26 protein-coding genes and 1 tRNA gene are annotated in these 25,703 nt (G+C 47.1%); 15 read left to right on the forward strand and 12 right to left on the reverse strand.

The genetic code is table 11. From position 1 onward, the window contains the following. Positions 1-11: 11 nt before the first annotated feature. The 5 genes from Q0101_RS05860 to Q0101_RS05880 are packed head-to-tail and all read left to right on the forward strand — an operon-like array spanning position 12 to position 5,860. Positions 12-1,118 carry a glycosyltransferase gene (locus tag Q0101_RS05860; RefSeq protein WP_297943224.1) on the forward strand — a complete coding sequence of 369 codons (1,107 nt, stop codon included), beginning with the start codon at positions 12-14 and terminating at the stop codon, positions 1,116-1,118. After that, positions 1,115-2,239, forward strand: coding sequence for a glycosyltransferase family 4 protein (locus Q0101_RS05865; RefSeq protein WP_297943226.1), 1,125 nt, complete (start codon positions 1,115-1,117; stop codon positions 2,237-2,239). The genes Q0101_RS05860 and Q0101_RS05865 overlap by 4 nt, the downstream gene beginning before the upstream one ends. Next, positions 2,232-3,596, forward strand: a complete 1,365-nt coding sequence (locus Q0101_RS05870; protein WP_297943228.1) for a mannose-1-phosphate guanylyltransferase/mannose-6-phosphate isomerase — start codon at positions 2,232-2,234, stop codon at positions 3,594-3,596. The genes Q0101_RS05865 and Q0101_RS05870 overlap by 8 nt, the downstream gene beginning before the upstream one ends. Before the next feature lies 1 nt (position 3,597). After that, complete coding sequence (locus tag Q0101_RS05875) at positions 3,598-4,908, forward strand: sugar transferase (protein WP_297943230.1); 1,311 nt, start codon at positions 3,598-3,600, stop codon at positions 4,906-4,908. A gap of 22 nt (positions 4,909-4,930) precedes the next feature. Then, on the forward strand, positions 4,931-5,860 hold the full coding sequence (locus Q0101_RS05880; RefSeq protein ID WP_297943232.1) for a Wzz/FepE/Etk N-terminal domain-containing protein: 930 nt from the start codon (positions 4,931-4,933) through the stop codon (positions 5,858-5,860). 396 nt (positions 5,861-6,256) lie between these two features. On the opposite strand, the gene Q0101_RS05885 is transcribed toward Q0101_RS05880, so the two are convergent. Further along, positions 6,257-6,332: transfer RNA gene (locus Q0101_RS05885), tRNA-Lys, on the reverse strand. A 253-nt stretch (positions 6,333-6,585) separates the two neighbouring features. Then, the gene (locus Q0101_RS05890; protein ID WP_297943234.1) at positions 6,586-7,401 is read right to left on the reverse strand and encodes a lipid-binding SYLF domain-containing protein; all 816 of its coding nucleotides are present in this window, start codon (positions 7,399-7,401) and stop codon (positions 6,586-6,588) included. Between the two features lie 108 nt (positions 7,402-7,509). On the opposite strand from Q0101_RS05890, the gene Q0101_RS05895 reads away from it, so the two are divergent. From Q0101_RS05895 to Q0101_RS05905, 3 genes are all read left to right on the forward strand, one after another. Beyond that, positions 7,510-8,322, forward strand: coding sequence for a M23 family metallopeptidase (locus tag Q0101_RS05895; protein ID WP_297943236.1), 813 nt, complete (start codon positions 7,510-7,512; stop codon positions 8,320-8,322). A 25-nt stretch (positions 8,323-8,347) separates the two neighbouring features. Next, the gene (locus Q0101_RS05900) at positions 8,348-10,255 is read left to right on the forward strand and encodes a hypothetical protein (RefSeq protein ID WP_297943238.1); all 1,908 of its coding nucleotides are present in this window, start codon (positions 8,348-8,350) and stop codon (positions 10,253-10,255) included. Positions 10,256-10,399: 144 nt separating this feature from the next. After that, a complete protein-coding gene (locus Q0101_RS05905) occupies positions 10,400-10,963 on the forward strand; it encodes a methylated-DNA--[protein]-cysteine S-methyltransferase (protein ID WP_297943241.1) in 564 nt (187 codons plus the stop codon). Between the two features lie 184 nt (positions 10,964-11,147). Here the strand turns inward: Q0101_RS05905 and Q0101_RS05910 are convergent, their stop codons facing one another. Continuing rightward, entirely contained in the window at positions 11,148-11,342 is a 195-nt protein-coding gene (locus Q0101_RS05910) for a hypothetical protein (RefSeq protein WP_297943243.1), read from the reverse strand. A gap of 291 nt (positions 11,343-11,633) precedes the next feature. Between Q0101_RS05910 and Q0101_RS05915 the strand changes: the two genes are divergently transcribed. Continuing rightward, the gene (locus Q0101_RS05915; protein ID WP_297943245.1) at positions 11,634-11,792 is read left to right on the forward strand and encodes a hypothetical protein; all 159 of its coding nucleotides are present in this window, start codon (positions 11,634-11,636) and stop codon (positions 11,790-11,792) included. A 244-nt stretch (positions 11,793-12,036) separates the two neighbouring features. Here the strand turns inward: Q0101_RS05915 and dapE are convergent, their stop codons facing one another. The 5 genes from dapE to mobB all read right to left on the reverse strand — a co-directional run bounded on the left by dapE (position 12,037) and on the right by mobB (position 16,542). Further along, positions 12,037-13,215: a succinyl-diaminopimelate desuccinylase gene (dapE, locus tag Q0101_RS05920; protein WP_297943247.1), complete on the reverse strand. Its 1,179-nt coding sequence runs from the start codon at positions 13,213-13,215 to the stop codon at positions 12,037-12,039. A gap of 22 nt (positions 13,216-13,237) precedes the next feature. After that, on the reverse strand, positions 13,238-13,828 hold the full coding sequence (locus Q0101_RS05925; RefSeq protein ID WP_297943249.1) for a LysE family translocator: 591 nt from the start codon (positions 13,826-13,828) through the stop codon (positions 13,238-13,240). Between the two features lie 1,158 nt (positions 13,829-14,986). Then, on the reverse strand, positions 14,987-15,196 hold the full coding sequence (locus Q0101_RS05930; RefSeq protein ID WP_291936097.1) for a hypothetical protein: 210 nt from the start codon (positions 15,194-15,196) through the stop codon (positions 14,987-14,989). Further along, positions 15,196-16,044, reverse strand: a complete 849-nt coding sequence (locus tag Q0101_RS05935) for a class 1 fructose-bisphosphatase (RefSeq protein WP_297943252.1) — start codon at positions 16,042-16,044, stop codon at positions 15,196-15,198. Before Q0101_RS05935 ends, Q0101_RS05930 begins: the two co-directional genes overlap by 1 nt. A gap of 9 nt (positions 16,045-16,053) precedes the next feature. Continuing rightward, positions 16,054-16,542: a molybdopterin-guanine dinucleotide biosynthesis protein B gene (gene mobB, locus Q0101_RS05940; protein WP_297943254.1), complete on the reverse strand. Its 489-nt coding sequence runs from the start codon at positions 16,540-16,542 to the stop codon at positions 16,054-16,056. Positions 16,543-16,643: 101 nt separating this feature from the next. On the opposite strand from mobB, the gene Q0101_RS05945 reads away from it, so the two are divergent. After that, on the forward strand, positions 16,644-17,165 hold the full coding sequence (locus Q0101_RS05945) for a hypothetical protein (RefSeq protein ID WP_297943256.1): 522 nt from the start codon (positions 16,644-16,646) through the stop codon (positions 17,163-17,165). Between the two features lie 11 nt (positions 17,166-17,176). Further along, a complete protein-coding gene (locus tag Q0101_RS05950; RefSeq protein WP_297943258.1) occupies positions 17,177-18,133 on the forward strand; it encodes a hypothetical protein in 957 nt (318 codons plus the stop codon). Positions 18,134-18,535: 402 nt separating this feature from the next. Here Q0101_RS05950 and Q0101_RS05955 read toward each other — a convergent pair whose 3' ends face one another. The 4 genes from Q0101_RS05955 to gltX form a co-directional block, all read right to left on the reverse strand. Then, entirely contained in the window at positions 18,536-18,778 is a 243-nt protein-coding gene (locus Q0101_RS05955; RefSeq protein WP_297943260.1) for a hypothetical protein, read from the reverse strand. A 250-nt stretch (positions 18,779-19,028) separates the two neighbouring features. Continuing rightward, on the reverse strand, positions 19,029-20,693 hold the full coding sequence (locus Q0101_RS05960) for a lytic transglycosylase domain-containing protein (RefSeq protein WP_297943262.1): 1,665 nt from the start codon (positions 20,691-20,693) through the stop codon (positions 19,029-19,031). Beyond that, positions 20,690-20,986, reverse strand: coding sequence for a YggT family protein (locus Q0101_RS05965; protein ID WP_297943264.1), 297 nt, complete (start codon positions 20,984-20,986; stop codon positions 20,690-20,692). Before Q0101_RS05965 ends, Q0101_RS05960 begins: the two co-directional genes overlap by 4 nt. Continuing rightward, positions 20,973-22,289 (reverse strand): glutamate--tRNA ligase, encoded by a 1,317-nt coding sequence (gene gltX / locus Q0101_RS05970; RefSeq protein WP_297943265.1) that lies wholly within the window; start codon positions 22,287-22,289, stop codon positions 20,973-20,975. Before gltX ends, Q0101_RS05965 begins: the two co-directional genes overlap by 14 nt. A gap of 114 nt (positions 22,290-22,403) precedes the next feature. On the opposite strand from gltX, the gene mscL reads away from it, so the two are divergent. From mscL to asd, 4 genes are read left to right on the forward strand one after another with little or no spacing between them, the layout of a single operon-like run. Then, entirely contained in the window at positions 22,404-22,805 is a 402-nt protein-coding gene (gene mscL / locus Q0101_RS05975) for a large-conductance mechanosensitive channel protein MscL (RefSeq protein WP_005872182.1), read from the forward strand. A 9-nt stretch (positions 22,806-22,814) separates the two neighbouring features. Continuing rightward, positions 22,815-23,453, forward strand: a complete 639-nt coding sequence (locus tag Q0101_RS05980) for a Crp/Fnr family transcriptional regulator (RefSeq protein WP_297943266.1) — start codon at positions 22,815-22,817, stop codon at positions 23,451-23,453. A gap of 3 nt (positions 23,454-23,456) precedes the next feature. Then, the gene (locus tag Q0101_RS05985) at positions 23,457-24,584 is read left to right on the forward strand and encodes a metallophosphoesterase (protein WP_297943267.1); all 1,128 of its coding nucleotides are present in this window, start codon (positions 23,457-23,459) and stop codon (positions 24,582-24,584) included. Beyond that, complete coding sequence (gene asd / locus Q0101_RS05990; protein WP_297943268.1) at positions 24,585-25,640, forward strand: archaetidylserine decarboxylase; 1,056 nt, start codon at positions 24,585-24,587, stop codon at positions 25,638-25,640. The last annotated feature ends 63 nt before the right edge of the window (positions 25,641-25,703 follow it).

The following is a 25,703-nucleotide window of genomic DNA, read 5'->3' on the forward strand; positions in this document are numbered from 1 at the left end:
AAGGTTTTAAAATGAAGAAAATACTTTTATTATCACTTAGGGCCGATCACGGCGGTGGCCCAAAACACGTCGATCTGCTTATAAATAATTTATCCAGCGATATGGAGATCTTTCTGGCTTGTCCGAAAGATAAGCCCTATTATAATATGTGGAGCGAGTCAAAAAAGGTTAAAGATATATTTGCCCTGCCGCACAGAAAATTTAGTGTAAAAAAACTCCTTGGGCTAAATAAATTTATAAAAGATAACGATATAGAGATAGTTCATTCTCATGGCAAAGGTGCGGGCATCTATTCGCGGATGCTTAAAATTTTAAATCCAAGGCTAAAGATAGTCCATACTTTACACGGCGTTCATATTGGAGAATACGGCTTTTTGAAAAAGAGTGTATATATTTTTTTGGAGCGGTTTTTAACGCTATTTACCGATAAATTTATAAATGTTTCAAATAGCGAAAATAGCCTTTGTTTAAAGCTTAGACTATTTAAAAAAAGTAAGTGCGAGATCGTATATAACGGCATAAAAGCTCTTTTAAAAGATGATCATGCCAAGATAAAATTTAATCTATCGGAAAAAAGGGTAGTTACAACTATTTCGAGATTCGATTATCAGAAAAATATGTCCTTGGCGTACGAGATAGCTCAAAATTTTAAAGACAACTCAGACATCGTTTTTTTGTGGCTCGGAGACGGCGACGATAGGACAAAATTTGAATCTATGGCGCAAAAAGACGGCGTAAATATAATCTTTACCGGCTTTACCGACGAAATACCCGCGTATCTATCCGCTACGGACATATACCTGTCTACTTCTAGGTGGGAGGGGCTACCTTATGCGCTCATAGAGGCGCAGTCGCTCGGCATCCCGATAGTAGCGACAAACGTCGTGGGAAATAACGAGGTCGTAGAAAACGGCAAAAGCGGATTTTTGTTTGAGAGCGCACAGCAGGCGCGCCAGGATATAGAAATTTTATTAAATGATGAGCAAATATACGGTAAAATGCAGGGCGAAGCATTGCTAAATTTTAAAAATAAATTTGATATCGGCATCGCGGTTCGTAAAGTGGAAAAAATTTACGAGGAAATATTTGAAAATAGATCAACTAGGGAGCTGCAATGAAAAAAGCCCTTATCCACGACTGGTTTAGCACCTATGCGGGCGCGGAGAAATGCGTCGAGAGTTTTACCGATATCTGGGATGATTTTGAAATTTATAGCCTCATCGACTTTTTAAGCGATACCGACAGAGATAAAATTTTAAAAGGCAAGCGCGCCCACACGAGCTTTATCCAGAAGCTGCCCTTTGCGAAGGATAAATACCGCAACTATCTGCCGCTATTTCCGCTTGCGATCGAGCAGTTTGATCTAAGCGGCTACGATGTCGTGCTATCCAGCTCGCATGCCGTCGCAAAGGGGGTGCTGACGCACTCAAATCAACTTCATATCGCCTATGTACACACGCCGATCCGCTACGCGTGGGATCTGTATCATCAGTATTTGCGAGAAAGCGGGCTGGATCGCGGTTTAAAGGGCATGTTGGCGAAGTATTTTTTACATAAAATTAGGCTTTGGGATGCGAGCACCGCAAACCGCGTGGATCACTACGTCGCAAATAGCCGCTACATCGCGCGCCGTATCAAAAAAACATACGGCAAGCCCAGCGACGTCATCTATCCGCCCGTGGACGTGGATAAATTTACGCTGCGCGAAGCCAAAGAGGAGTTTTACCTTACCGCCTCGCGCATGGTACCGTACAAAAAGATCGATCTCATTGTAGAGGCATTTTCGCAGACTGATAAAAAGCTGCTCGTTATCGGCGATGGTCCCGATATGGCAAAAATAAAATCAAAAGCGGGCAAAAATGTCGAACTTTTGGGCTTCGCAGATGATGAAACGATGGCGGATCTTATGGGGCGGGCTAAGGCGTTCGTTTTTGCCGCAGAGGAGGACTTCGGCATTACGCCGGTGGAGGCGCAGGCGTGCGGCACGCCGGTGATCTGCTTTGGGCGCGGCGGCGCTCGCGAGACGGTGCGCGATGGCGAGAGCGGGCTGTATTTTATGGAGCAAAACGCAAAGGAGCTGCTCGCCGCCGTAGCTAAATTTGAGCAAAATTATGATAAATTTGAGCCTACAAAAATCAGAGAAAATTCTTTAAAATTTTCGCGCGCGCGCTTTGAAGCCGAGATCAAAAGCTACGTCGAGAAAAAATATGAGGAATTTAAGGACGGCCTAAATGACTAATATAATCCTAAGCGGCGGCAGCGGCACGAGGCTGTGGCCCATCAGCCGCACGCTTATGCCAAAGCAGTTCGTGCGCCTCTTTGACGATCGCTCGCTTTTTATGATGAGCTACGAGCGAAACTCCCCGCTATGCGAGCGCACGCTCGTCGTCTCGAATGAGCAGCAGTATTTTTTGGTGCTCGATCAGCTTGAGACCCTAGGCGCGCGCGGCGTAAAATTTCTACTCGAGCCCGTCGGCAGAAACACGGCCCCTGCGATCGCGCTTGCATGTTTGAGCTTAAAGGCCGAGGAGATCGTTTTCGTAACGCCGAGCGATCATCTCATTAGAAATGAAGCGGCGTATAAAAACAGCGTCTTGCGCGCGCATGAGCTTGCGAAGCAGGGATTTTTGGTGACGTTTGGTATCAAGCCCGCGGATGCAAATACGGGTTACGGCTATATCGAAGCAAGCGGCGAGGACGTGTTAAAATTTCACGAAAAGCCTGAGCTTGCGGCGGCGCAAAGCTACATAGCGGCGGGGAATTTTTACTGGAACAGCGGCATGTTTATGTTTAAAGCCGGCGTATTTTTGAGCGAACTAAAATCGCAAAGTCCTGAAATTTACGAAGCCTGCGTTCGTGCACACGAAAATTCTAATGCGGAAAATCCGATTAGAATTAAACTAGGCGATATGCAAGAGATCCCCTCAGATAGTATCGATTACGCAGTTATGGAGCGCACGAGCCTTGCTAAGGTCGTGCCCGCAGATATCGGCTGGAGCGATCTGGGAAGCTTCGATAGCTTAGACGCCGAGCTGCCTAAAGACGCGAACGGCAACACCGCAAGCGAGCAAAATATCGCTCTAAATTCTAAAAACAATCTCATCATCGGCTCGGACCGCACGATAGCCGCTATAGATGTCGAGGATCTCGCTATAGTCGATACCAAGGACGCCCTACTTATATGCAAAAAAGGCTCTGCCCAAAAGGTAAAGCAGGTGGTGGAGCGGCTAAAGGATAGTGATCTAGCGCGCGTGCACGTAACGACGCACCGTCCGTGGGGCAGCTACACGGTGCTCGAAGATGAGCGTGGCTATAAGATCAAGCGCATCGTCGTAAAGCCCGGCAAGCGACTATCGCTGCAGAAGCACTACCATCGCAACGAGCACTGGATCGTCGTTAGCGGCACTGCGACTGTGACCGTGGGCGAGCGGAATTTCTTGCTGCGCGAGAACGAATCGACGTTCATTAGAATGGGCGAGGTCCACCGCCTCGCAAACGAAGGCAAGATCCCCGTAGTGCTAATCGAAGCTCAAGTCGGCAGCTATACCGGCGAGGACGATATCGTGCGCCTGCAAGATGATTTTAATAGGAGTTAGGATGAAAAAGCAACTCTGCGTTTTGATAATCTTGGCGGTCGATATTTTCGGCATCTGGCTTTGCTTCGGGCTTGCCGTGGTGCTTAAAAATTTGCTCTACGGCGATAGCGTGCTGCTGGATATCGGCAGGTATCAGGGCTTCGCGCCGTCCTACATCATAATGATATTTCTATTTTTTTATCAGGGGATCTATTCGAGGCGATATGATTTTTGGCACGAGAGTAGAATTTTAGTAAGAAGCTGCTTTTTTGGGCTTTTGCTAAGCCTAGCGCTACTTGCTTTAATCAAAGTCAATTATGAATTTTCGCGCGCCAGCTTTATTTTGAGCTTTGCCTTTATGGCGGTGGTTTTGCCGATTTTTAAGCTCATAATGAAAAGGAAGCTTTTTAAATTTGGATTATGGCGAAAGAGGGCGAAAATTTTAGGCGAGGGCGAGGAGTTTGAAAGCGCTGTCTTAGGAAGCGCATATCTTGGGTATGTAAGAGCGCTAGGCAGGGACTACGACGTACTATTTATCGGCGGAAGCAGGCTCGAAGCGAGCGCTTTAAACGAGCTCATCGAGAGCAACATCAGGGAAAATAAAGAAATTTTATTCACCCCCGTGCTGCGTTCGTATGACTTTACGCAGACATATATTTACAGCGTCTTTGCCTCGCGCACAAGCCTCTTTGCGATACGAAATTCTCTAAAAAGTCCTCTAAATTTAGCGCTTAAACGCGGGCTTGATTTAGCACTTATCATCTTGGCGCTTCCTTTGCTGGTGCCGATTTTCGGCGTAATCGCGCTGATGATGAAGCTAAAAGAACCGGACGGGCGCATATTCTTTTCGCATCAAAGGATGGGGTTTGGCGGTAAGCCGTTTGGATGCCTGAAATTCCGCTCGATGAAAGAGAACGGGGATGAAATTTTAGCTCAGTATCTCAAGCAAAATCCGCAAGAAGTGGAGTATTTTGAAAAATATCACAAATACGAGCACGATCCGCGTATTACGAAGCTGGGCGATTTTTTGCGCAGAAGCTCGCTTGATGAGCTTCCGCAGCTGATCAACGTCCTAAAGGGCGAAATGAGCATCGTAGGACCTCGCCCGTGCGCGCAATACGAGCGCAAAGATATGGGTGAATACGCCGATCTCATCCTAGCCGTCAAGCCCGGTATTACGGGGCTTTGGCAGGTGAGTGGGCGTAGCGACGTGGATTTTGCGACTAGAGCTGGCATGGATACGTGGTATATGAAAAACTGGTCGATCTGGAACGACATCGTGATAATCATAAAAACCTTTAAGGTGGTCCTTGTTCGTGAGGGCGCAATTTAAATTTTAAATTTGGAGAAGAAATATGCAACAGAATTATTGTGAAGATGATGAGATTGATTTGCTAGATTTGGCAAAAAAGATATGGAAATATAAAAAGCAAATTTGTATAGTAACTTGCGGATTTATTGCGATTGGGCTTTTGTACATTTTATTTGCTACTCCGTGGTATAAAGCAACGGCGGCGGTAGAAACCGCCTATTATAATAATGAAACTGGTATGCCACAGTATATAACCGAAAGATCCGCTCGGATGCATGAGCTTAGAGTAAAATATATTGATGGACTAAAGGATATTAAGGACAAGAACGTAACGGTTGATAGTATCGTCGCTGATAAAGATAGCGCCAATATATTTATTATAACGGCGTTTGCCAAATCAAACGAATTACTAAAAAAACAGATAGATGAGATGGTGGCAGATTTAAGCAAAGAAGATGCTATAGTTTTAGATGAATATAAAAAGGCTGTACGCGAACAATCGGTAAGTATTGATTCGCAGATAAGTTATTTAAAAAATGATAAAATTCGTAATTTAAAAGAACGCATAGAATATTTAAAAGGCGTTCAGATAGCCAAAATAGACGATCAAATAGATATGCTGAACAAGAAAGAAAAGCTTAGTGATGTTGGCGAATTAAAACTGATGGAGTTAATGAATATAAAAGACAAAATTTTAAACGACAATATACCTAAAATAAGCGATGAAATGAGTGCTATAACTCTAGTACAAATTCCTGATTTAATGAAGAAAAAGAGCATTATAGAAAGTAGGCTTTCTGATTTTAATTTTAAAACTTCTCATATAATTTCTAATATAGTTTTATCTGATCGCCCAGTAAAGCCTAAAAAACTAATCATTTTAGCAATATCTGCAATAATAGGACTTATGCTTTCTACCTTTGTAGTATTGGTTTATGATAAATTTAAAACCTGCAATTCCGAAAATAGATAAATTTTAAATAATTTATTTCTATATTGGGGTGTTACAGCTGAATGTAAAGGCTGCTTTTGATAAAACTCCCTACTGCGGCGCCTTTATATGAAATATTATTTTGCGCAAACTCTAGTAAAATAGTATTGACGTTAAATTAGCAATACTATTTTACTAAAGAGCAAGAATGACATTTGGCTATTGCGGTATCAAAGATAGATTTGTTTTGTGCTTTTGGCTATGACTATTAAATTTCATCTATGCATCGAATTCTATCGCTTGGATACATTATCGAAAAAGTCATTTATTACTTCGAGTGGCCCTAATTTGCATTTACAAAAGCATCGTAATTATAAATTTAGGTGTATTAATTAAAAATCGCCGATTAAAATTCTATAATTGTATGTAAAAAAGTATTGGTGTCCCGTGTAGGATTCGAACCTACGGCCGCCTGATTAAGAGTCAGATGCTCTACCAACTGAGCTAACGAGACAAGAATTATAATTGTAGTGATAAAAATATAAAAAACTGATTAAATTTTATAAAAATTTCGTTAAATTTCATAAAATTTTATTCGGTCTTTATATATCTAATAACTCATAAAAATTAAATAAAATACTTTAGTAAAGAATCAATAAATCTTTTTAAAATAACCTATGCGCTTCGATTTCACATCTAGGCGCTCTTGCACAAATCAACGCAAAGCCAAAACAAGAAGCCCCATAAGCGGGGCTTGGCTCGATAATTTATTTTGCTTTTTTAGCCTTTTTGCTTCGCGTAGCCTTAGCATGAGTTCTAGGAGAGCGGTTTGAGATGATTGGCTTACCATCAGGGTATTTTTTCTGCACGTGACTTACAGGTATCGCTGCACTGCTGCTAGCGCCATATTTCTCGCCGTTTGTGAAATACTTCCTCATCACTTCCTTCCATCTTTTTGCATATTTATTCGCGCGCGGAGAATCGTTTAAGATATCCTCGTAGTCGTAAATTCTCTCATAGAAGTCGTTAGTTAGTTGATCGTCGATAGTGATTCTGCCGTTGTCGATCGATACGCCTAGGTAGACGCCTGTTTGCTCGCCCGGGCTTACCATCCATGCAGAAATATCAGGTAGATCGGTTGCGCGACCTGTTCTTCTACCTACGCCGCCTGCTGCAGCACCTACATTGATCTCAAGGGTGTCTGTGCCAGTAAAAATGTCTTGATATGACTTCGTAGTATGGAAGATCATCACGATGTCGCTCGTCTCGTAGCCTGCCTGTAAGCCCACGCCGTAGCCTTTATATTTGATAAAAATCGGTGAACTCCACTCACCGTTCTCGCCTTTGACGCTAAAAATTCCATCGCCGTATTGTAGCGATGCGCCCGCAGCTAAACGTTTTACGTCGGTTAGGATTGCGACGGCTTTGGCGCTGGTTAGATAGCGCTCATCGGTGCCGAAGTTATTAGCCGCTACGAAAGATCTAACGACGTTAGTCGCCGCTATAACCTCTTGATTTGCCACGACGTCCGCGTGCAAAAGACCGCAAAGTGCAACAGATGCTAGAAGCAAAAACTTTTTCATCATTTAATCCTTTTAAAATTGAATTTTCGTTATTATAACAGCAATTTCATTTGTTTTAGCTAATTTTTAACAAAAAATTGATGAAAAATAACGAATTTTGGAAAATTTATGAAATTTCTAGCTATTTTTGCACTTTTGGCGATCAAAATTTTCGCTTTAGACATAGTAAACGGTGACGTTATTATCTTAAAATTAGATAAAAGCACAACCGAGTTGAGCTTTGGCTCAAAGAAAATCCCCCTTATCGAGGCGCCAAATTCTAGCTGTAAAATCGCCGTTTTAGCAGCGAATTACCGTGCTAAGGGAGATTTCGCGCTGCGAATAGTAGATCAAAGCGGCAGCCGTGAGCAGATCGTCGCTTTGAAAAAGGGCGAGTATAAAAAAGAGGCCCTAAGTGTCGCTCCTGGTAAAGTTAAACCACCCAAAGAAGCCGCCGCGCGTATCAAAAAAGAGCTCGACGAAGCCAACGCGATCTATGCGATTACCACGCCGCGCTATCTTTTTTCCACGCCGTTTGAGCTGCCTTTAAACTCCAAAATAACCTCTGCGTTCGGCAATGCCCGCACTTTCAACGGCGAGCTTAAAAGCTATCATAGCGGCACCGATTATCGCGCCGCAGTAGGCACTGCGGTGCGCGCCGCCAACGACGGCGTCGTAGTCATCGCCAAAGATCGCTACTACGCGGGCGGCTCGGTCGTGATTGATCACGGCGGCGGCATCTATTCGCAGTACTATCATCTAAGCGAGATCAAAGTGACGCTTGGCGATCACGTTCGCAAAGGCGATGAAATCGCACTTTCGGGCGAGAGCGGTAGAGTCAGCGGCCCGCATCTGCACTTCGGCATCGCAATCAACGGCGTGAGTGTCAATCCGCTAAGCTTCGTCGCTAAATTTAACGAAGTGGTTTTTGGCGAGCGCTAAAATGCCCTACAATCCGAAGGAGTTGATGAAAAAAATTCTCGCAGGCAGCGATTTTAAGCTAAAAGGCTCGGTCAAAGGCCGCGTGCGCGTCGCGAGTAGGGACGGAGCGATCGTAAATTTTACCGCTGCAGACTTCGGCGTGCAGAGCCTAAACGACAAAATTTCGCTCAGTGGCGAACAGTTCGAGCGTTTTAGAGCTAGAATCTTTGGGATTTTAAACTCCGGCGGACGCGAGCTTGCAGGCAGGCTCACCCTCTCTTCTACGCCCAAAAAGAAAGCCCGCACAGATCGTTTCCGCGCAGCGGATGGTTATGGTTATGCGGAGTTTGGCGACGCCTGCGATTTTAGTAGCTTTTGTGAAGGAGATTTAAGCGCAGTTTTGCCCGAGGCAAATGACAGCTTGGCAAAGACTTCGTATGCCACAAATGCAAGGCGCGGCGAGAGAGATTTTTCTGCGCGCAGCGCTCAGAGTGCGCAAGGCTTTACTTCGCAGGCGGAATTTCAAGATGTTTCGCAAGCAGAATTTTATGGTGCGGCTCGGGCGGAATTTTGCGTAGATACCGCGTGGGATACGGCGTGCGAGAATTTAATTTCGCAAAATGATGCTGCGCAGGATGACGTGAGCGTGGGGCTTGCTGCTAGTTTCGAAGAGAGCGCAAATGCGAGGAGTAAAAATTTTATGCCGCAAAGCTCTGCGCCTGCGAATTCTGCCAAAGGGCAAAGCTTCATTCCTACATCGCGAAATTTTGTTTCTGCGCAAAGCTCTGCGCTCGTGAAAGATTCCGCATTTGAGGCGCAAAATTCTAATTTTATAGCGCAAACAGAGAATTTTACGGTTGAAAATTTGTTTGTAGCAGAGCAGGACGCGGACTTACGAAGTAAAAATTCTACGGCGCAAGGCTCTGCATCAAAAAATTCCACTTTCGCAAATTCTGCGCTTGATATAAAGTGCGCAAATGATTGTGGGCCTCAAGGCTCCGAGTTTGCCAAGAAGCAAAGCGTGAATTTCGCTAGCCGCCGTGCCGCAAATTTTGCCTTAGAAAATGCCTCGGAATTCGCGCCTCAAGATGAGAATTTAGTCGGTGAGGATTCAATGTGCTTGGCAAAAGGGCAAAATTACGCGCTAAAAAATTCCGACGAGCAAAATTTAGCACAGAAAAGCTCCGCACAAGAGTGGCGCCCTTCGAATTTGCCACCGCAAGCGGGAAATAAATTTGTGCCCGAATTTGAGCAACCCACGCAGCCTGCGTTAACGGGTGAGAATTCTACGTTTGCTTCTTCTATGGCGGAGGGGGCGCTTGGTGATGAGCCCGCGTCTGCTGCTTTTGGGAGCGAATCAACTTTTGCGACTAAGCCCGTAAATTTCTATGGCAAGCCTGCGCGCAAAGCGCCTGCGAAAGAGCGCTCGAGCCTTCGAGAGCGTCCGCAGGCTCTGCCTATTGCAAGTACTTCGCGTCCTATCTCGCTACCGCAAACGTCTAAAGCTAGGCTCATCGAGCTTAAGCCGCGTTTCATAGGCATCGCGCATAGGATTAAAATTTCGTTTTTGAAAAAGAGCGCGAGCGAGCCGGGCGAAGGGGTTTTGGCGCGCGTTCGTATTCCACTTTTGATGGAGAATTTCGGTCTTAATGATATTTTGTCGTCCACGGCGAGCTACCAAATGGCGAAAAAGATGGTGCGCACGATCGCTGATCTTTACATCGCCAAGGATCTGCGCGGCGTGCACATAGGCGTGCCGGTACGCCTTGAAATGGGCTTTAAAAGCGGTATCTCTGACGTCAGCAACCACGCCTTTATCTTTAAGCTCATCGAGGACAGCCTCGTTAAAAATGGCGTCATCGACGATGATAACGCAGATATCGTGCGCGAGATCAAGCTCTTTAAGCAGGACGTTTTCGACGGGGTTTTGGTAAACATCGTGCGGTTTGAGTAGAGGCTTTGCGGCACCTTGCGTATAAATTTTAAAAAATTCGCGTTACCGCATGAAATTCCATCGTTTTCGAGCTTTAGCTCGCACCGCAACAAGCGCTTTTTAAAATTTTTTTGATCAAACCAGTAAAAATTTGAAAGGATTGAGATGCAAAAAGCCTTTTTTAATTCGCCTATTGGAATGCTTGAAATTTGGGATGACGAGATCGGGATCTGCAGTATCGACTGGGTCAAAAGCTCTGCCTGCAGCCCCAACGATGAGATCTTTAAAAAACACGACGCAAAGCTTAAATTGGGCTTTGTGCGTGCAGCGGATGATAAAGGACGCGATTTAAGGCTTAGCGATTTAAGAAAGAATTTGGCTCTTTGCGCCGACGAGCTTGGCGCATATTTCAGGGGCGAGCTTGAAAGCTTTAGCGTTAAACTGAGCCAAAATGGCACGCAGTTTCAAAAGTCCGTGTGGAGCGAGCTTTTAGAGATTCCTTACGGCGAGGTCGTAACATACGGCGAGCTAGCTCGGGCTATCGGCAGACCGCACGCAAGCCGCGCAGTAGGCGGCGCAAACGGCAAAAACAAAATCCCCATCATCGTGCCGTGCCACCGCGTCGTAGCTGCGGGCGGGCTCGGCGGATACAGCGGCGCGGGCGGCGTAGCTACCAAAGCATGGCTGCTAAACTTTGAAAGAGAAAGCTTAGCCAAATTGGGCAAGTAAAATTCCGTTAAATTATGCCTTGCAGGCACGGCGCTGATTTTAAAATTTTACCGCGCGACGCTGCGAAATTTCATAAAGCGATTTTGTAAATTTCTAGTTTTGCGGCGACCAAGGCAGTTAAAATTTTGCAAGAAGCGAAACTTGCTATGCTGACTTAAAGCCCTAATTTTAAATTTATCGCGCCTTAGACGCCTGCTATGAGCGGTTGAAATTTTTCGCAGTGATAAAATTTAGCCTCGCGAAATTCCGTGCTGAAGTCCTTCGATAAATTTTCATCTTGCGTGCATTTTAGTGTAGCAGCACGCGAGGCGGTAAAAATTTTGCAGCCCCCTTCGTGAAAATAGGCAAGGATAGCAAATTTTGAGGCGGAATTTTGCATAGCCTAAAAATTCTGCGTCACCGCGCTGCAAGGGTAAAATTCAACGCCGCCGTATTAAGGCAAAGTAAATTTTTAATTGCGCTTGCCGAAGCGAGGTTAAAATCCGCGCAGAAGCGGTAACCGGGGCAGAATTTATCCTAGCGGTAACGTGACTAAGTAAAATTTTATAGATCCACGAAGCGGGCGGTATCCTGGGGGGGCAGAAGCAGCATTGTCTTAGCCAAGCTTCTTGCGTAAGCAGCGGGCGCGTCAAAGATAAAATTTTTCACGGAGACGGCAAAGTACAGCAGTATGCCGCTAGAGTCACCTGACGAAGATGAAATTCTACGCAAAGAGAGCGAGGGGAATTTTGCGCAAAGACCGCGCTATTTGCTGAAATTCGCGCAAAAGCAATATTCTTTTAAAAAATTCCTAGCAGTGGTAGCGTTCGTCGGCGAAGCTCGCCTTTGAAAGCGACGTTTTGCTAGAGTTTCTTGCGAAAGCGACGTTGCATAGCAAAGTAATTGTAAAAGCGGCGAGCATGCTGCAGATAAAATTCTTAGCAAAAGTGGCGCAGAGCGAAATTCCTACGTAAGACGCGAGGCAAAGATAAAATTTGCCAAGCAACTACGAGCGAAAACCCCAGCAAATTCGGCGAAACTTGGTAGAACGAAGAATTTTTATCAAATCTACGCAGCTTTGCCAAATTCTTAAATTAGCCGAAATTTTCTATCAGATCGCTAAAAATTTTAGCTAAATTTTCGACGTCGCTAATCTCTACTCGTTCGTTGATCTGATGGATCGTGTCGTTTCGCACGCCAAACTCCGCCGTCTCCACGCCAAACTCCGCGAAGTATCTCGCATCGCTCGTGCCGCCTGCGGTGTTTAGCTCGGCTGCTGCGCCACAGATCTTCTGCACGCTAGCGCTTAGTTTTTGCACGATTTTGGAGTTTCGCTGAGTTAAAAAAGGCTTTGAGGAGCTTTTTAGCGCAAGGTGCAGCGATGCGCCTGCTCGCAGCTGTGCGGTGCAGCTCATTTCTAGCTTGCCGCAGGATTCGCTTTCGCTGCATAGCGCATCTTTTGCGTCCAGTTCAAATAACTCTAGTACATAGTCTCGCACGTCTTCTAGCCCCAGCCCTACGCCGCCGCGTACGTTAAACATCACGTGTACGTCCTTGGGCGTTACGTTTACTACCTGCGAACCGCCGCGAATGTCGGTAATGACTATCTTGGCTGGAGCGAAATCTTCGCTGCCAGCATCCAGATCATGCCCCGCAAGACTTACAAGCACCGGCGCTAAAATGTGGACAGGATTGATGCATTTATCTGGGTAGGCTGCGTGCCCGCCGATACCCGTGAGCGTGAGGACGCCGTTAATCGAGCCGCGACGGCCGATCTTAATGGTATCGCCGAAGCATACTTCGCATGTAGGCTCCGCAACGACTGCGAAGTCGGGTAGGGCACCTTGCTCGCGTAATTTAGAGAGCATTTCGCGCGTGCCGTAGATGCCGTCACCCTCCTCATCGCTGGTTAGTAGTAGGCTTAGCGTACCCTTAAAATCGTGTGCCGCCGCTAGCGCGCAGATCGCCGCTGCGATGCCGCTTTTCATATCCTGCGCGCCGCGCCCGTATAAAAAGCCCTCTGCTTCCACCGGCTTAAACGGATCGCTCGCCCAGCCCTCGCCCGGCGGGACTACGTCGATGTGCCCGGCAAAGCATAGGTGCGGACCCTGTCCGAAGCGCTTGGTAAAAATCGCGTTAGTTACGCCGTTTAGCTCGAATCTATCCTCGCTAAAGTCCGCCAGCAGCATCGAGACGTAGTTAAAAGCTCCGTCGTCGCTAGGCGTGAGCGAGCGGAATTTGATGAGCTCTTTTAGAATTTCAATCGGTTTCATAAGCCATCCTTTGGTTTAAATTTTAGCAAAAATTATAGCGTATAAAAGCTTTAGTGCGAAAAATACCAAAATAAACGCCGAGATATATGCAAATGCTCGCACTACTATGTTTGGAAGCTTGCTGCGGGCTAGAATATATCGCAAGCGGAAAAAGCGTGATCCAAGCTAAGATTCCGCTTACAAGCCCCGCAAGAGCAAGCGCAAAATCTGCTCGCGCGGTGCCGGCAGAGACGCTGAGCCAAAACATAATGACGTATGGATTTAGTAAATTTATCAAAAAGCCTTTGCCGTAAAGCGCTACGCCTGAGCAAGCCTCGACGCTTGCAGGCTGCACCGAGCTAGTCGCGCCATGCCAGATCGCGTACGCCGTGTAGAGTAAAAAGCATGCACCAAATACCGATATGCAGGCAAAAACGATCGGGATTTTGGCTAGCTGCGATATGCCAAACGCCGATAGCGCCAGATATAGCATATCCGCGCTCATGGCGCCTAGGCCCAGGCACAGCGCCTTGGTGTAGCTTCGCAGCGCGTAGGACATTATCAGCACGTTTACCGGGCCGATCGGCACGCTAACGCCCAGCCCCAACAAAACCCCTTGTACGAACGATTGCATCCCTCTGCTTGTACTCCCCAATCTGCTATAAAATTTCGGCACGCGGCATTGCGAAAAAACCTATGGGCGCGGCTTTACGAATAGGTCGATGACGCACAGCTTCGCGAATGGACCGATCCTAAAATTCCGCGCGATCGCCGATCGATTTTTAAATTTAACGCAATCGCCGCCGTAATGCGCCTTGGCTTTAAAATTTTAACGCGCGTAGTCGCATGCATCTCAACTTTGAAATTTTAGCATGCACGGCTCGCGACACACTTGCTTACTGAGCTTTGGCTGGCTCTGAAATTCTGATACCGAGCATTGCGTGCGCCAGGGCATTTAAATTTAACGCGTGCGATTGCCTGCGCTTTGGCTTTTAAATTTTAACGCACGGATCGTGGTTTAAATTTGCGTTTTAAATTTACGGCTTAAATTTTGCGAGGCAAAATCCGCCGTCTCGCCTGCATTGTGAAATTTCGAGCCAAATTTCGCAAGGCAAAATTTAAACCGGCAAAAGATCGGTGACGAACGGCGGCTCGCGCAAGCCGGTAAATTTTAGTCGCGTAAATTTAAAGATTGCGGCGATAAAATTTAACCCGCCGAAATTTTACTTTGCGTAATTTCGCGCGTCCGCGCTTATAAACGGCTCACGATCGCAGATAAAATTTTGCGAAGCGAAATCGCGCCTTAAAATTTTATCCGTAAATTTTAAAAACTCAACGAAGGATACAATCCCGCCGTTCTGCCTGTCTTAAAATTTTATCCACAAATTTTAAAAATCCGACCGCGGAGCCCGATCAACGTTTGTCCGCTTCAATTAGCCGCGTGCCGAATTAACCGTATGTGCGTTTGAAATTTAGCCGCGTGCCTGCAATTTGGCTACACCTTCATTTTGAATTTTATCGCCCGCCGTAAAATCTGGCCCGCAAAACAGGCGCGCCTCAGAGCATATTTCGCCGCAACGCCAAATCGCGCCGTAAATTTTATCGTTTCGCAGCGGAGCAAATTTTTTACACTGCAAAGCAAGAGCCTGCGCGCCGCCGGATTAAATCTGCACCGCAGAGCAAATTCCGCGCCGCAGCTATTTTCGTGAAAACCTTGCGACGCAAGAGGAAGGCGGTGGTATATTTATACCCGAATTCGTAAAAATCCCTCGTCGCATCGCAATAGCCAAATTTAAAACGAAAAATCCCCCGTCGCGCCGTGCGACATGCTCTCATAAACCGCCTTGACGTATTTATCGCGCACGGCGCAATCTAGCAGCTTCTCGCACTCCAAGCAGCTGGTGAGATTGTGCTCTGCCTGGCAGGCTTGCAGCGCGGCTAAGCTTTTATCCAAAATTTCGTCGTAAACGTCGCGCGGCGCGCTGCTCTGGGTATCAGCCATCAGTTTTTCTCGCCGTAAATTTCATGCATTTTCGCGATCTCGTACTTCGAGCCGAAAAAGCAAGGGCTGCTTTGGTGGATTTTCTCGATCTTTAGCTGCAAAAGCGAGCCGTTCTCGCCGTCGCTAGTGGCGCCTCCTGCGTGCTCGAATATGAACGCAAACGGCAGAACCTCGAAGGTCACGCGAAGCTTGCCGCGAGGATGATCGCTGGTAGCGGGGTAGCTGAAAAGTCCGCCGCCTTTTAATAAAATTTGATGCAGATCGCTTACCATCGCGCCGCTGTAGCGCAGGCGGTAGCCCTCATCAAACAGCGCCCGCACGAGCTTTCGGTGCGGTTCGCTCCAGCCCTTTTGCGTCGCGCCCGTGGCGTTTAGTTTGCCTTTTTGCTGTAGGCGCAGGTCTTTTACGAAGCTAAAGTTGCCCTCGCGATTTAGGCGGTAGAGCTTCGGCGCGTCCTCGCAAACGACCATCTCAAGGCGCGGCCCGTAGATGCAATAGATCGCCGCCTTTAAGTTTGCGGGCGAAATTTCATCCTCGTAGATGCCGAAAATCGAGCCCACGGCGAAATTTACGTCCACCAAGCTTGAGCCGTCGAGCGGATCGTAGGCGACGATTAGGCGCGCATCCTCTTGCAGCGTTAAAATTTCATCTTTCTCCTCGCTGATTAGGGCGCGCACGAGCGGATTTTTGCGAAATTCCGCTTCGATTATGGCGTCGCTTTTTACGTCGAGTTTGAGCTGAGTATCGCCCGTGCTGTTGTGATGATCGGTGTAGCCGAAGTCCGCATATTTCAGCTCCTCGGCGATTTGTAGCGCGATATTTTGGATTGATTTTACGATCTCTTGCATTTTATTCCTTTACATTTTTTTGGCGTTTTTTAAGATCCATTCGCTAATGCCCGCAGCGTCGTCGATGTCGAAATTTACAGAGCAAAACTTATCCATCTGCTCGCCGCTTAAATTTGAAGCGATCGCGTCCGAAAAGGGCAGATACGCCTCATCGATCTTGTCGCGAAACAGGCTTATGCGCGGCAGCGGCAGCGTCTTTAACCCCTCTACGAGCAAGATATCAAACTCGCCTAGCATCCGCACGACCTCGTCAATCTGCATACAGCGCTGCGAAAAATAGCTCGTCCGCGTCGGGCTCATCACGACGGTTTCGGCGCCGAGCTCGCTAAATTTTGCGCTGTCCTTGCCCTCTACGTCGAAGTGCGCCTTATCGCCGGGATCGTGCTTTACGATCGCAGTCCGTAGCCCGCTAGCGATAAAAATTTTAGCGATCTTGCAAATTAGCGTCGTTTTGCCGCTGTTGGAAGGGCCTGAAAATGCGATAACAAGTCTTTTCATTTTTAAAATCCGGCTTTTTAAGATGAGCAGATTGTAGCGAATTTAGCCTTTTAAAAAGCAAAATTCGTTAGAATGCGCCTAAAATTTCAAAGGAAAGATCGATGAAGAAATTTGATTTTAGCGGCGCGCTAAACGGCCTGCTAAAGGGCGCGCTCCTAGCCGCGCTAGCGCTATTTTTAAACTCCTGCTCCGCAAACGATCCCCGTCACGATCCGCTTAAAAATGAGTTTCTTGCTTACACGCAAAAATTTGAATCGGTGCGCGCGGGCGATCGCTATTTGGGAGTGGCGACCTATCTAAATCCCGTCGCGCCCGAGCTTAGAAACGCCGCGGAGGACGAGGTGTTTTTGCTCACCTCCTATCCTAAAGAGATTCAGATCCGCGCGGTGCAGATCAACGGCGTAAACGCAAACGTAGTGCCGCTGCACGACGGGGATCCGCTTTTGCAAAAGGAGCTTTTTAAGATCGCGTGGGCGAGCCGCTACAAGATCACCGCGCCTAAGAGCGATAAGGACGAGCTGGTGCTTAGCTACCGCACCTCAAATGGTCTGAACGCCACGATGAAATTTCGCAAAGTTTCAAAGTCGCTGTATTGGCAGCCGCAGATCGATCTGAAAGATTAAAAGGAGAGAGGGTGGGCTACGACATAAGCTACCATGCGATCGGCAAAGATGAAATTTCGCAGTGGTATTTTAAGCCGCTAAAGCTCGCGCAGAAGGGAGATTTTGAGGCTATCGCCCAAATCGCTCGCGAAGCGGGGATGGATGAATTTTATGTAGAAAAATACGCGGACGGCTTCCGCTCGGCGCTGCAGTACGGCACGCAGGGGATTTTTAATAAAACGCACGGATTTCACCTCGCCGTGGCGCAGGGCTATTTTAGAGAGTATTTTTACACGCGCGGCACGGCGTTTAGCTTTTTGGCGGAGCAAAGCTTTAAATTTAAACCTTACATAAGCGATTGGCGCGAGGTTTTGCCGAAGGAATTTTTAGCGGAATTTAGCGGCGAAATTCACAACGAGATCGTCGAGAATTACTGCTGCGGCGCGTATCTTGGCGCCGATGGCGTGCAGAAACTGCTGCGCGATTACGAAGCGGACGGCGAGATAAAAGAGGCGATAGATGAGTTTTACGCGCAGAATTTGCCCGTGTTTTTAAACGCGCTAAATTCCGCCGCAGAGCTTGAAGCAGGGCTGCTTGAGGCTACCGAGGTGATTGAGCCCAATCCGATCGATCTGAATAGGTCCGAGTCGTTTTCAAATCTTTTTAATTGCGATACGCAGGGCGCGCTGATCTATGCGGAAATCGCCGCGCAGCAGATCGGCGAGGCGATAGAGCGAGATAAGGCAGGCGGAGGCGTTAGGATGGTCAGAGAGAATTTTACCTTGCGCAGCGTCGATGTAGCGGGCGGCAGCAGTGCAATAGAAGCGGATGGCGACATAATGAAGGCAAGCAGCGAGAATTCCGTCTCGTGCAGCGGTGATACGATAGAAGGCGGCAGTGAGAATTCCGCCGCAGAAGATCATGAAGACGAAACCTGCGCAGGCGGCGAAAAGTCGCTTTTCGGCAAGATCAAAGGGCTTTTCAAATAGCAATTTGATCGCTAAATTTTATTCCGCAGAAGCTCGCGCGGAGTTAAGGTCGTAAAATTAAATCATCTTGCGCTCGCGAGCTCTGCGCCGCGCGGTTAAAATTTAACTAAAACGGCGCAGCGGCAAAGAGGAGTGGATTTAAAATTTAAAACTTGCCGAAATTTTAAAACGACGGTTTGCATACCCAAGCTTTAAAGCGCCGCAAGTAGGCCGCAAAAGCGGCTAAATTTAAACCTGCCGCAGCCTTTGCGGCGGGTAATCTGCGAATAGCTTATCTGTTTAAATTAAATTCCATAGCCGAAAGTGCCCGATTTTGATTTCACGCCACTTAAAATTCTGCGCTCCGGCGCTAATTTAATCGCTCACAAAACGCCGCGATAAAATTTCAATAAATTTTAGATTTTAAAGCTCGTCGCCCCAGAAATAAAGCTCGAAAAAAGCAACCGCAAAGATAAAAAAGACTATCAGCGCCGCGCCGCCCACTCGGACGTAGCTATCGTCCCCTACGCCGAATTGTACGCAATACGCAAACGCCATAAAAAACAAACAAGCCGCTAAATTTGCGGAGCGCTTCTTTTCGTCTTTCAATGACGATACGCACAAAACGGCGGCTACTATGAGAACTGCGGTCGCGATAATTTGCATGGCGCGCCGCCTTTCGTGTAGGGCAGAAATAACCTTTGGCTAGCATCAAGAGATAAAATTTTGTCACTGAAACCAAAATAAATTCCGCACGATTTTATAGCGCATTGCCTATTCGCGCGATAAAATTTTGCCGTTTTGATCTGCCCGTCTAAGCCCTTAGCGGGCAAATTTCGCGCTTTTGTTGAAGCGACGGCTTTTAAAATTCTTTGCTCATCGCTTTTTAAAATCATCCTCCAAGCCCGCTGCCTGCTTAGCGGAAGCTGTCGCTTCTACTCGGTATCAGCAGATCTTGCAGCTCCTGTTGTACCGAGACTTTCGCGCGCGGATCGAGGATCTGCGAGTAGATGATGAAGTTTGCGAGTACCTTTTTGCCGTAGTCCCTGCTCTCGGCATACGGCACGAGTTCCATGCTAAGCCACGGCTCAAATTTACCCTTATTAAACATATCGTCGCGCTGAAGCATCTTTTTGACGAGCCCGAGCCCGCCGTTGTAAGCGTATGCGATGAAAACCGGGCTGTAAATTTTACGCTCCAACCAGTCGATGTGGATGTTAGCAAAGCGGTAGGCGACTTCGGGGCGGAACATATCGTCTTGATCGAAGCCGTCGATTTTGAGTTGCTTTTTTCCGATCTCGTTAGCCAAAAATGGCATAAATTGCATCATCCCAAGCGCATACGACGTAGATACCGATGCGGGCACGAAGCGGCTTTCTTGGCGAGCGAGCGCCAAAATTAGCGCCTTGCGGCGGTTATCGCCGTCGCCGATATACTCCATAAACGGCGTCGGATAGAAGTTGTCCTTGCCGCCGCTTGCTTTATTCATGATGTATGAGTACTCGCCGATGCTTTGCTTGGTGTCGAATTTTTTAGCAAATTCCAAAAGTTGTGGGCGCGACATCTTATCAGCGCTATTTTTCGTGCGAACCCAAGCGAAAGGATCGGTAATATCGTAGCCTTCGATGGAATTTTTAGCAGGATTTGGGATGATTATGTTTAAATTCCTATCCCCTAAGACCTCCTTGGCATAAAGCGCATAGAGGCTGTAATAATCGCTGCTAGCAAGCTGGCGCAAGGCATTTTGATCTCCGTTTAGCAGGTAGATCCAAAATTTCGCATTGTGCACATCGTGAGGCTTCTCAAAGCTAGCAGCCGCGCGGCTAAAAAATGCAAGCGCAGCCCCTTCGTCGCCCTGCATGACGGCGTTTACGCCCAGCATAAACGCTACGTCCTTCTCCACGGTTAGTGGATCGACGCCCGTGAGCGAGCGGCGCAAGTGCGGGTATTTGCGGTTGATTAGCGCATCGTTAAGAACCGCTTTGAAACCTTTTTGCGAAGCTAGTTCGCTTACGAAGGCTGCGTTGGCGTCGATGTCGATCAGAGCGTCTTTGCCCGCACCTTTTAAGTAGTCGTAATATAAAAAGTAGTTTTGCGCGTTGCGGCTCTGCATAAAATACTCGCTCGGATTTTCGTCGTTAAATCCGCGCAGTAAATTTACGGCGTTTCTACTTGCTGCGTCTTGGTACTTTTCAAGCTGCGAAGCGAGCGTCTCTCGTACCGACGGGCTTAGTTTGGCGATGAAATTTGGATATGAGCGCGCCTTTTTGCAGGTTAAATTTGCATCTAAAATATTTGCCGCCGTTACTCCTGCGCAGCGATCCGGACGCTTAGGAGGGCGAATGGCGCCGAAAATTCTATCTAGCTTCTCTTTTAGTTTGCCTTTGTAGCGAAAGATACTTTGTTTTAAAATTTTAATCTCCGCTTTGTTGTATTTCGTCTCATCTATTAGGCGATAGATGTAATAGTCCTTGGCTAGGGATTTGGGCTCGTTTTTGATCTCCTCGTAGCTTAAAATTTTACCGCTACTTGCGGCGCACAGCAGCCCCAAAACAAGGCTAAATTTCAGAAATATTTTCAAATGACCGTCCTATTGATGATATAGATTATCGCGCTGTCAAAGAAATTAAGCACGAGCAGGATAAGAAGCGGCGAAAGATCAAAGCCGCCGAAAGTCGTAGGCAGATAGCGACGCACCAACGCAAACGCAGGCTCAGTAAGCGCAGAGATGACGCGGACGATTTTATAAAATTTACCGAACGGATTTGGACGGATGAAACTCAAAACGCAGGCGACGAAAATTAGCACCATATAAGCTTGAATCACGTAGTGAATACTCACTAAAATGCCGTAAAATACGCTATTTAGTAGCATCGAGTATCTCCTTTAAATCGGCGTGGATCAGCGGATACAGCTCGCTAAGCTCCGGTCCGTGGGGCGCGCCGGTTAGTAAAAACCTAAGCGGCATAAACAGGCTCTTGCCTTTTAAATTTGTAGCCTGCGAAAGCGCCGTTTTGAAGTCATTAAATTCCATTGGAGCGCCGTTTGAGCTTAATAAATTTAAGATCGCCTCTCGCAGTGCCTGTGCCTGCGCCGCCCACTCCTGCGGGATATCTTTCGCGCCGTAGATCGCTGCGATCTTCTCTTTGATCTGTGGGATAAGGCTCGCTTCTTGAGTGTAAAATTTTATCAAAGGCGCAAATTTCGGCTCAAGCTCAAAAAGCTCCGCTAGGCGCTGCTCGCTCGCTCTTTTGATATGCTCGCGGTTTATAAAGGCGAGTTTGTCCTCGTCAAATTTCGCCGGGCTTTTTGAAATTTTAGCGATGTCGAAAAACTCCACCGCCTCATCCATACTAAAGACCTCGCGCGGCGTTTTGTTGCCCAGCAGGATCAGATAGTTCGCGATCGCTTCGGGTAGGTAGCCGCTTTGAAGCAGCCATTTTACCGAGGAGCTATCCTCGCGCTTGCTCATCTTTTTGCCTTCGGAATTTAATATGATCGGCAGGTGCGCGTATTTGATCTCGCCGTCGTAGCCGAGGTTCTCGCGGATCCAGTTTTGCTTTGGCGTGTTTGAGACGTGATCCTCGCCGCGGATTACGAAGCTAACGCCCTGCATCATATCGTCGCAGGCGCAAGCGAAGTTATATGTAGGCGTCTTGTCCGCGCGCATGATGACGAAGCTGTCGATATTCTGCGGCTCAAATGCGATACGCCCCTTGATCGCGTCGGTAAATTCCAGCGCGTGATCGGGCTTTTTAAGGCGGATAGTAAAGGGCTTGCCGCAGCTTAGCACCTCTTCGTCGCTTAAATGCTCGCAGTGCCCGTCGTAGCGGTACGCCTCTCCCGCGTCCTTGGCGGCTTGCTTTTTCGCCTCAAGCTCCTCCTCGCTACAAAAACAGCAAAACGCCTTTTTCTCGGCGAGTAGCTTGGCTGCGAACTGCTGATGAAATTTTAAATTTTTACTTTGATAATACAGGCTCTGCCACGAGATGCCGAAGCGCTTTAAAATTTCGATGATCTCTTGATCTTTGCCTTCGATATTGCGCGCAGTGTCGGTATCCTCGATGCGTAAAATAAAGCCGCTTTTATCTTGCAGCGAGCAGATGTAGTTGAAAATAGCCGCGCGTAAATTTCCGATATGCATATCGCCGGTGGGCGACGGAGCGAAGCGATACAATTTAGGTCCTTTGGGTTTAAATTTAAGCTGGGATTATACTTTTTACTTCCTAATAAAAAGCAAAAACAAAGCAAAAATAGGCTAATATCGGCGCATCTTATCTAAGGAGACAATATGAGTTTCATTCAGGAATTCAAAGAATTCGCGATGAAAGGAAACGTCATCGATATGGCGGTGGGCGTCGTCATCGGTGGGGCTTTCGGCAAGATCGTAACCTCGCTCGTAAGCGACATCATGATGCCGGTTTTAGGACTTCTTACGGGAGGGATGAATTTTACCGACCTTAAGATCGTGCTAAAAGAAGCGGTGGGGCAGACCCCCGCCGTTACGATAAACTACGGCTCGTTTATCCAGGTAACGGTCGATTTTATAATCATCGCATTTTGTATATTCTGCGCGATCAAGGCGATCAATAAGCTTAAAAAGCCTGCTCCTGCGCCGGAGCCTGCCGCACCTGCGGAGCCTAGCGAAGAGATTAAACTTCTTACCGAGATAAGAGACCTGCTTAAAAAATAGGTCGCGGCGATGCTTGAGAGAATTCCTTATTTCAAAGCTCTAAGCGCAGCGCAAATCGATCGTTTGGAGCAGATTAGCATCCATAAAAGCTACAAAAAGGGCGAAATTTTATTTTTCGAGGGCGAGCGCTCGCAGTATCTATTAATCCTGCTAAAAGGAATTTTAAAAATCTATAAAACCTCCGCAAAGGGGCGTGAGATCCATATGCGTGAGATCCGCCCCATCTCGCTCGTGGCGGAGATGGTAAATTTCGAAGAGACGAGCTATCCTGCAAGTGGCGTGTTTTCGACAAACGGCGAGGTGCTAAAGATCGATTATGAAAAATTTAAAAACGAGTTTATGAGCGATCCTAAAATTTGCCTGGAGCTTTTAAAATCGATGTCTGAGAAGATCCGCGCGCTAAATGCGGTCTTTGATAATCAAGTCGTGCTTAGCTGCGACGGCAGGATCGCTAAGTTTATCAACGAGAATTTCGATATTTTTATGAGCACGAAATACACTAGAATAGCCAGAATTCTAAACGTGACTCCCGAAACATTTTCGCGCACTATCACTAAATTTAAAAAGAGTGGCGCGCTAATTTTGGACGATAAGCAAGAAATCACGGGCTTTGATAAAGATAAGCTGGACGAGTATATCCAAGGCTAGAGTTTGAAAAGCGCCTATATTTTTCCGATCGTCGGCACCGTTTTATTTCTGTTTTTTAATCTTTACGTCTACAGATCGATCAACGCGCGCTTTACGCCATATAAAAATTTCGTGATCTTCCGCCCTGCCTTGAGCTTGCTTTGCATAGCTTTGGCGATTTTAGATGCGATATTTTTTGCGGGTTTTGGGCTTAATGGAAGCTTTAAAAACGAGCTGCTCTATAAACTATGCGTATTTTGCATGGCAGCGTCCTTTTCGCTCTTTTTTATCTGCCTTGCTTACGATGTGCTAAGCGCCGCTGCGCATGTGGTTAAATTTAGCCAAAACAGGCGAAAATTTTTAAAAACCCTTATCGACATAACCTTCGTGATAATGGCGTTTAGCTATATTTTTAAGGGGCTTTATAATGCACTAAAAATTCCAAAAATCACCGAGCGCGAAATAAAAATCAAAAACTTAGCTCGCGAGCTAAGCTTCGTCGTTATTTCGGACGTGCATCTGGGCGAGTTTTTGAAAAAGGAGTTTTTGCAAGGCGTCGTAGCGCAGATAAACTCGCTAAGTTTCGACGCGCTGCTGATCGTGGGCGATATGTTTGATCTACGCTCGGATGAGCTCGGGGATATTTTGCAGCCTCTTGAGGCGATCAAAAAGCCTATCTTTTTCGTCGCGGGCAACCACGAGTATTACCGCGGCGACGCAATCGGACTTATCGCGGCGATGCAAAAAGCGGGCGTGCGGGTACTGCAAAACGAAAGCGTGGAATTTGAAGGGCTAAATTTAATGGGCGTGCACGATCTTAGCGGCTTTCGCTTCGGATACATGCAGCCCGATCTAAGCACTGCGCTAGCGCAGGCAGATCCCGATAAGCCTAAAATTTTACTCGCGCATCAGCCCAAATACGTCGTGGACTTCGTGCGCGACGAGGTCGATCTGTGTATCTGCGGACACACTCACGCGGGGCAAATTTTCCCATGGACGCTTTTGGTGCTGCTTAGCCAGAAGTATCTTTACGGGCTGTATAACGACGGGCTGAAGCAAATCTACGTAAGCAGCGGCGTAGGGTTTTGGGGCCCGCCGATAAGGGTCTTTGCGGATGCCGAGATCGCGCTGCTTAAGCTTAGAAAGGCATAGATGAGAAGTTTTATTTCGAGGATTTTCGGGATTATCGCCGCGGTGAAATTCCCTAAATTTATACAAAATTTTATCAACTGCAAATATGTGGAATTTTTCAAAATCGATATGAGCGAATTTGATCCGCCGCAAAGCTACGCGAGTTTAAACGCGCTTTTTACTCGCCGCTTGCTGAGTCCGCGCGAGATAGCGGCAGACGAGACAGCTTTTATAAGCCCTAGCGACGGCGTGATCTTTGAGAGCGGATGCTGCGCCGATATGCGAGCTTTTAGCGTAAAGGGTTGCGAATACAGCCTTAGCGAGCTGCTGGGGCGCACGTTTACTGCAAGCGAAAGCGGCGGAGCGGTTAAAAATTTAGATGACGGGGCGGTTACTACGAACGGGAGCGGCGAGGTTGGAACCGGATACGCAAAAGATGCCGGCGCAAGGATGAAATTTCGCGCCGCGCAAGCGAAAATCATAAGCGACGAAAGCGGCGCAACTTATGCCGCAAGCGGCGTGCAGGCTGAAATTTATAGCGATGAAAGCGGTGCGAGCCGCGAAACGAACGCAGAGGACGCCCAAGGCGGCGAAAATACAAGCGGCGTAAATTTAAGCTACGCAAACATCTATCTAAGCCCGCGTGATTATCATCATTATCACGCGCCGTGCGATCTGAGCGTGCTGCAGGCACTTTACATACCTGCTGATCTTTACAGCGTGGCGAAGAAATTTTTACTTAAAATTCCAAACCTCTACGCAAAAAACGAGCGCGTTATTTTGAAGTGTAAAATGCGAAACGGCGGGATTTTGTGGATGGTTTTCGTAGGCGCTTTAAACGTCGGCAAGATGAGATTTGATTTCGATACGCAGATACAGACGAATGCGTGCGCAAACAGGGAGGGAGCGTTTTACGAATATGAAAATTTAAGCTTTAAAAAGGGCGATCATTTGGGAAATTTCGAGCTGGGCTCGACGATCGTGCTCGTAGCGCAAAGCGAGTTTTTGAAATTTAGCATTTCGTCCGAGACCGCCGTAAAATTTTCACAAAAAATCGGCGAACTAGGCAAATTTTAGTAAATTTTTATCTAAAATTAGATATTTTCCGTTTAACTAAAATTAATTTTATTTAAATTTGGC

Source organism: uncultured Campylobacter sp., from assembly GCF_937921625.1.
Lineage (GTDB): Bacteria > Campylobacterota > Campylobacteria > Campylobacterales > Campylobacteraceae > Campylobacter_B.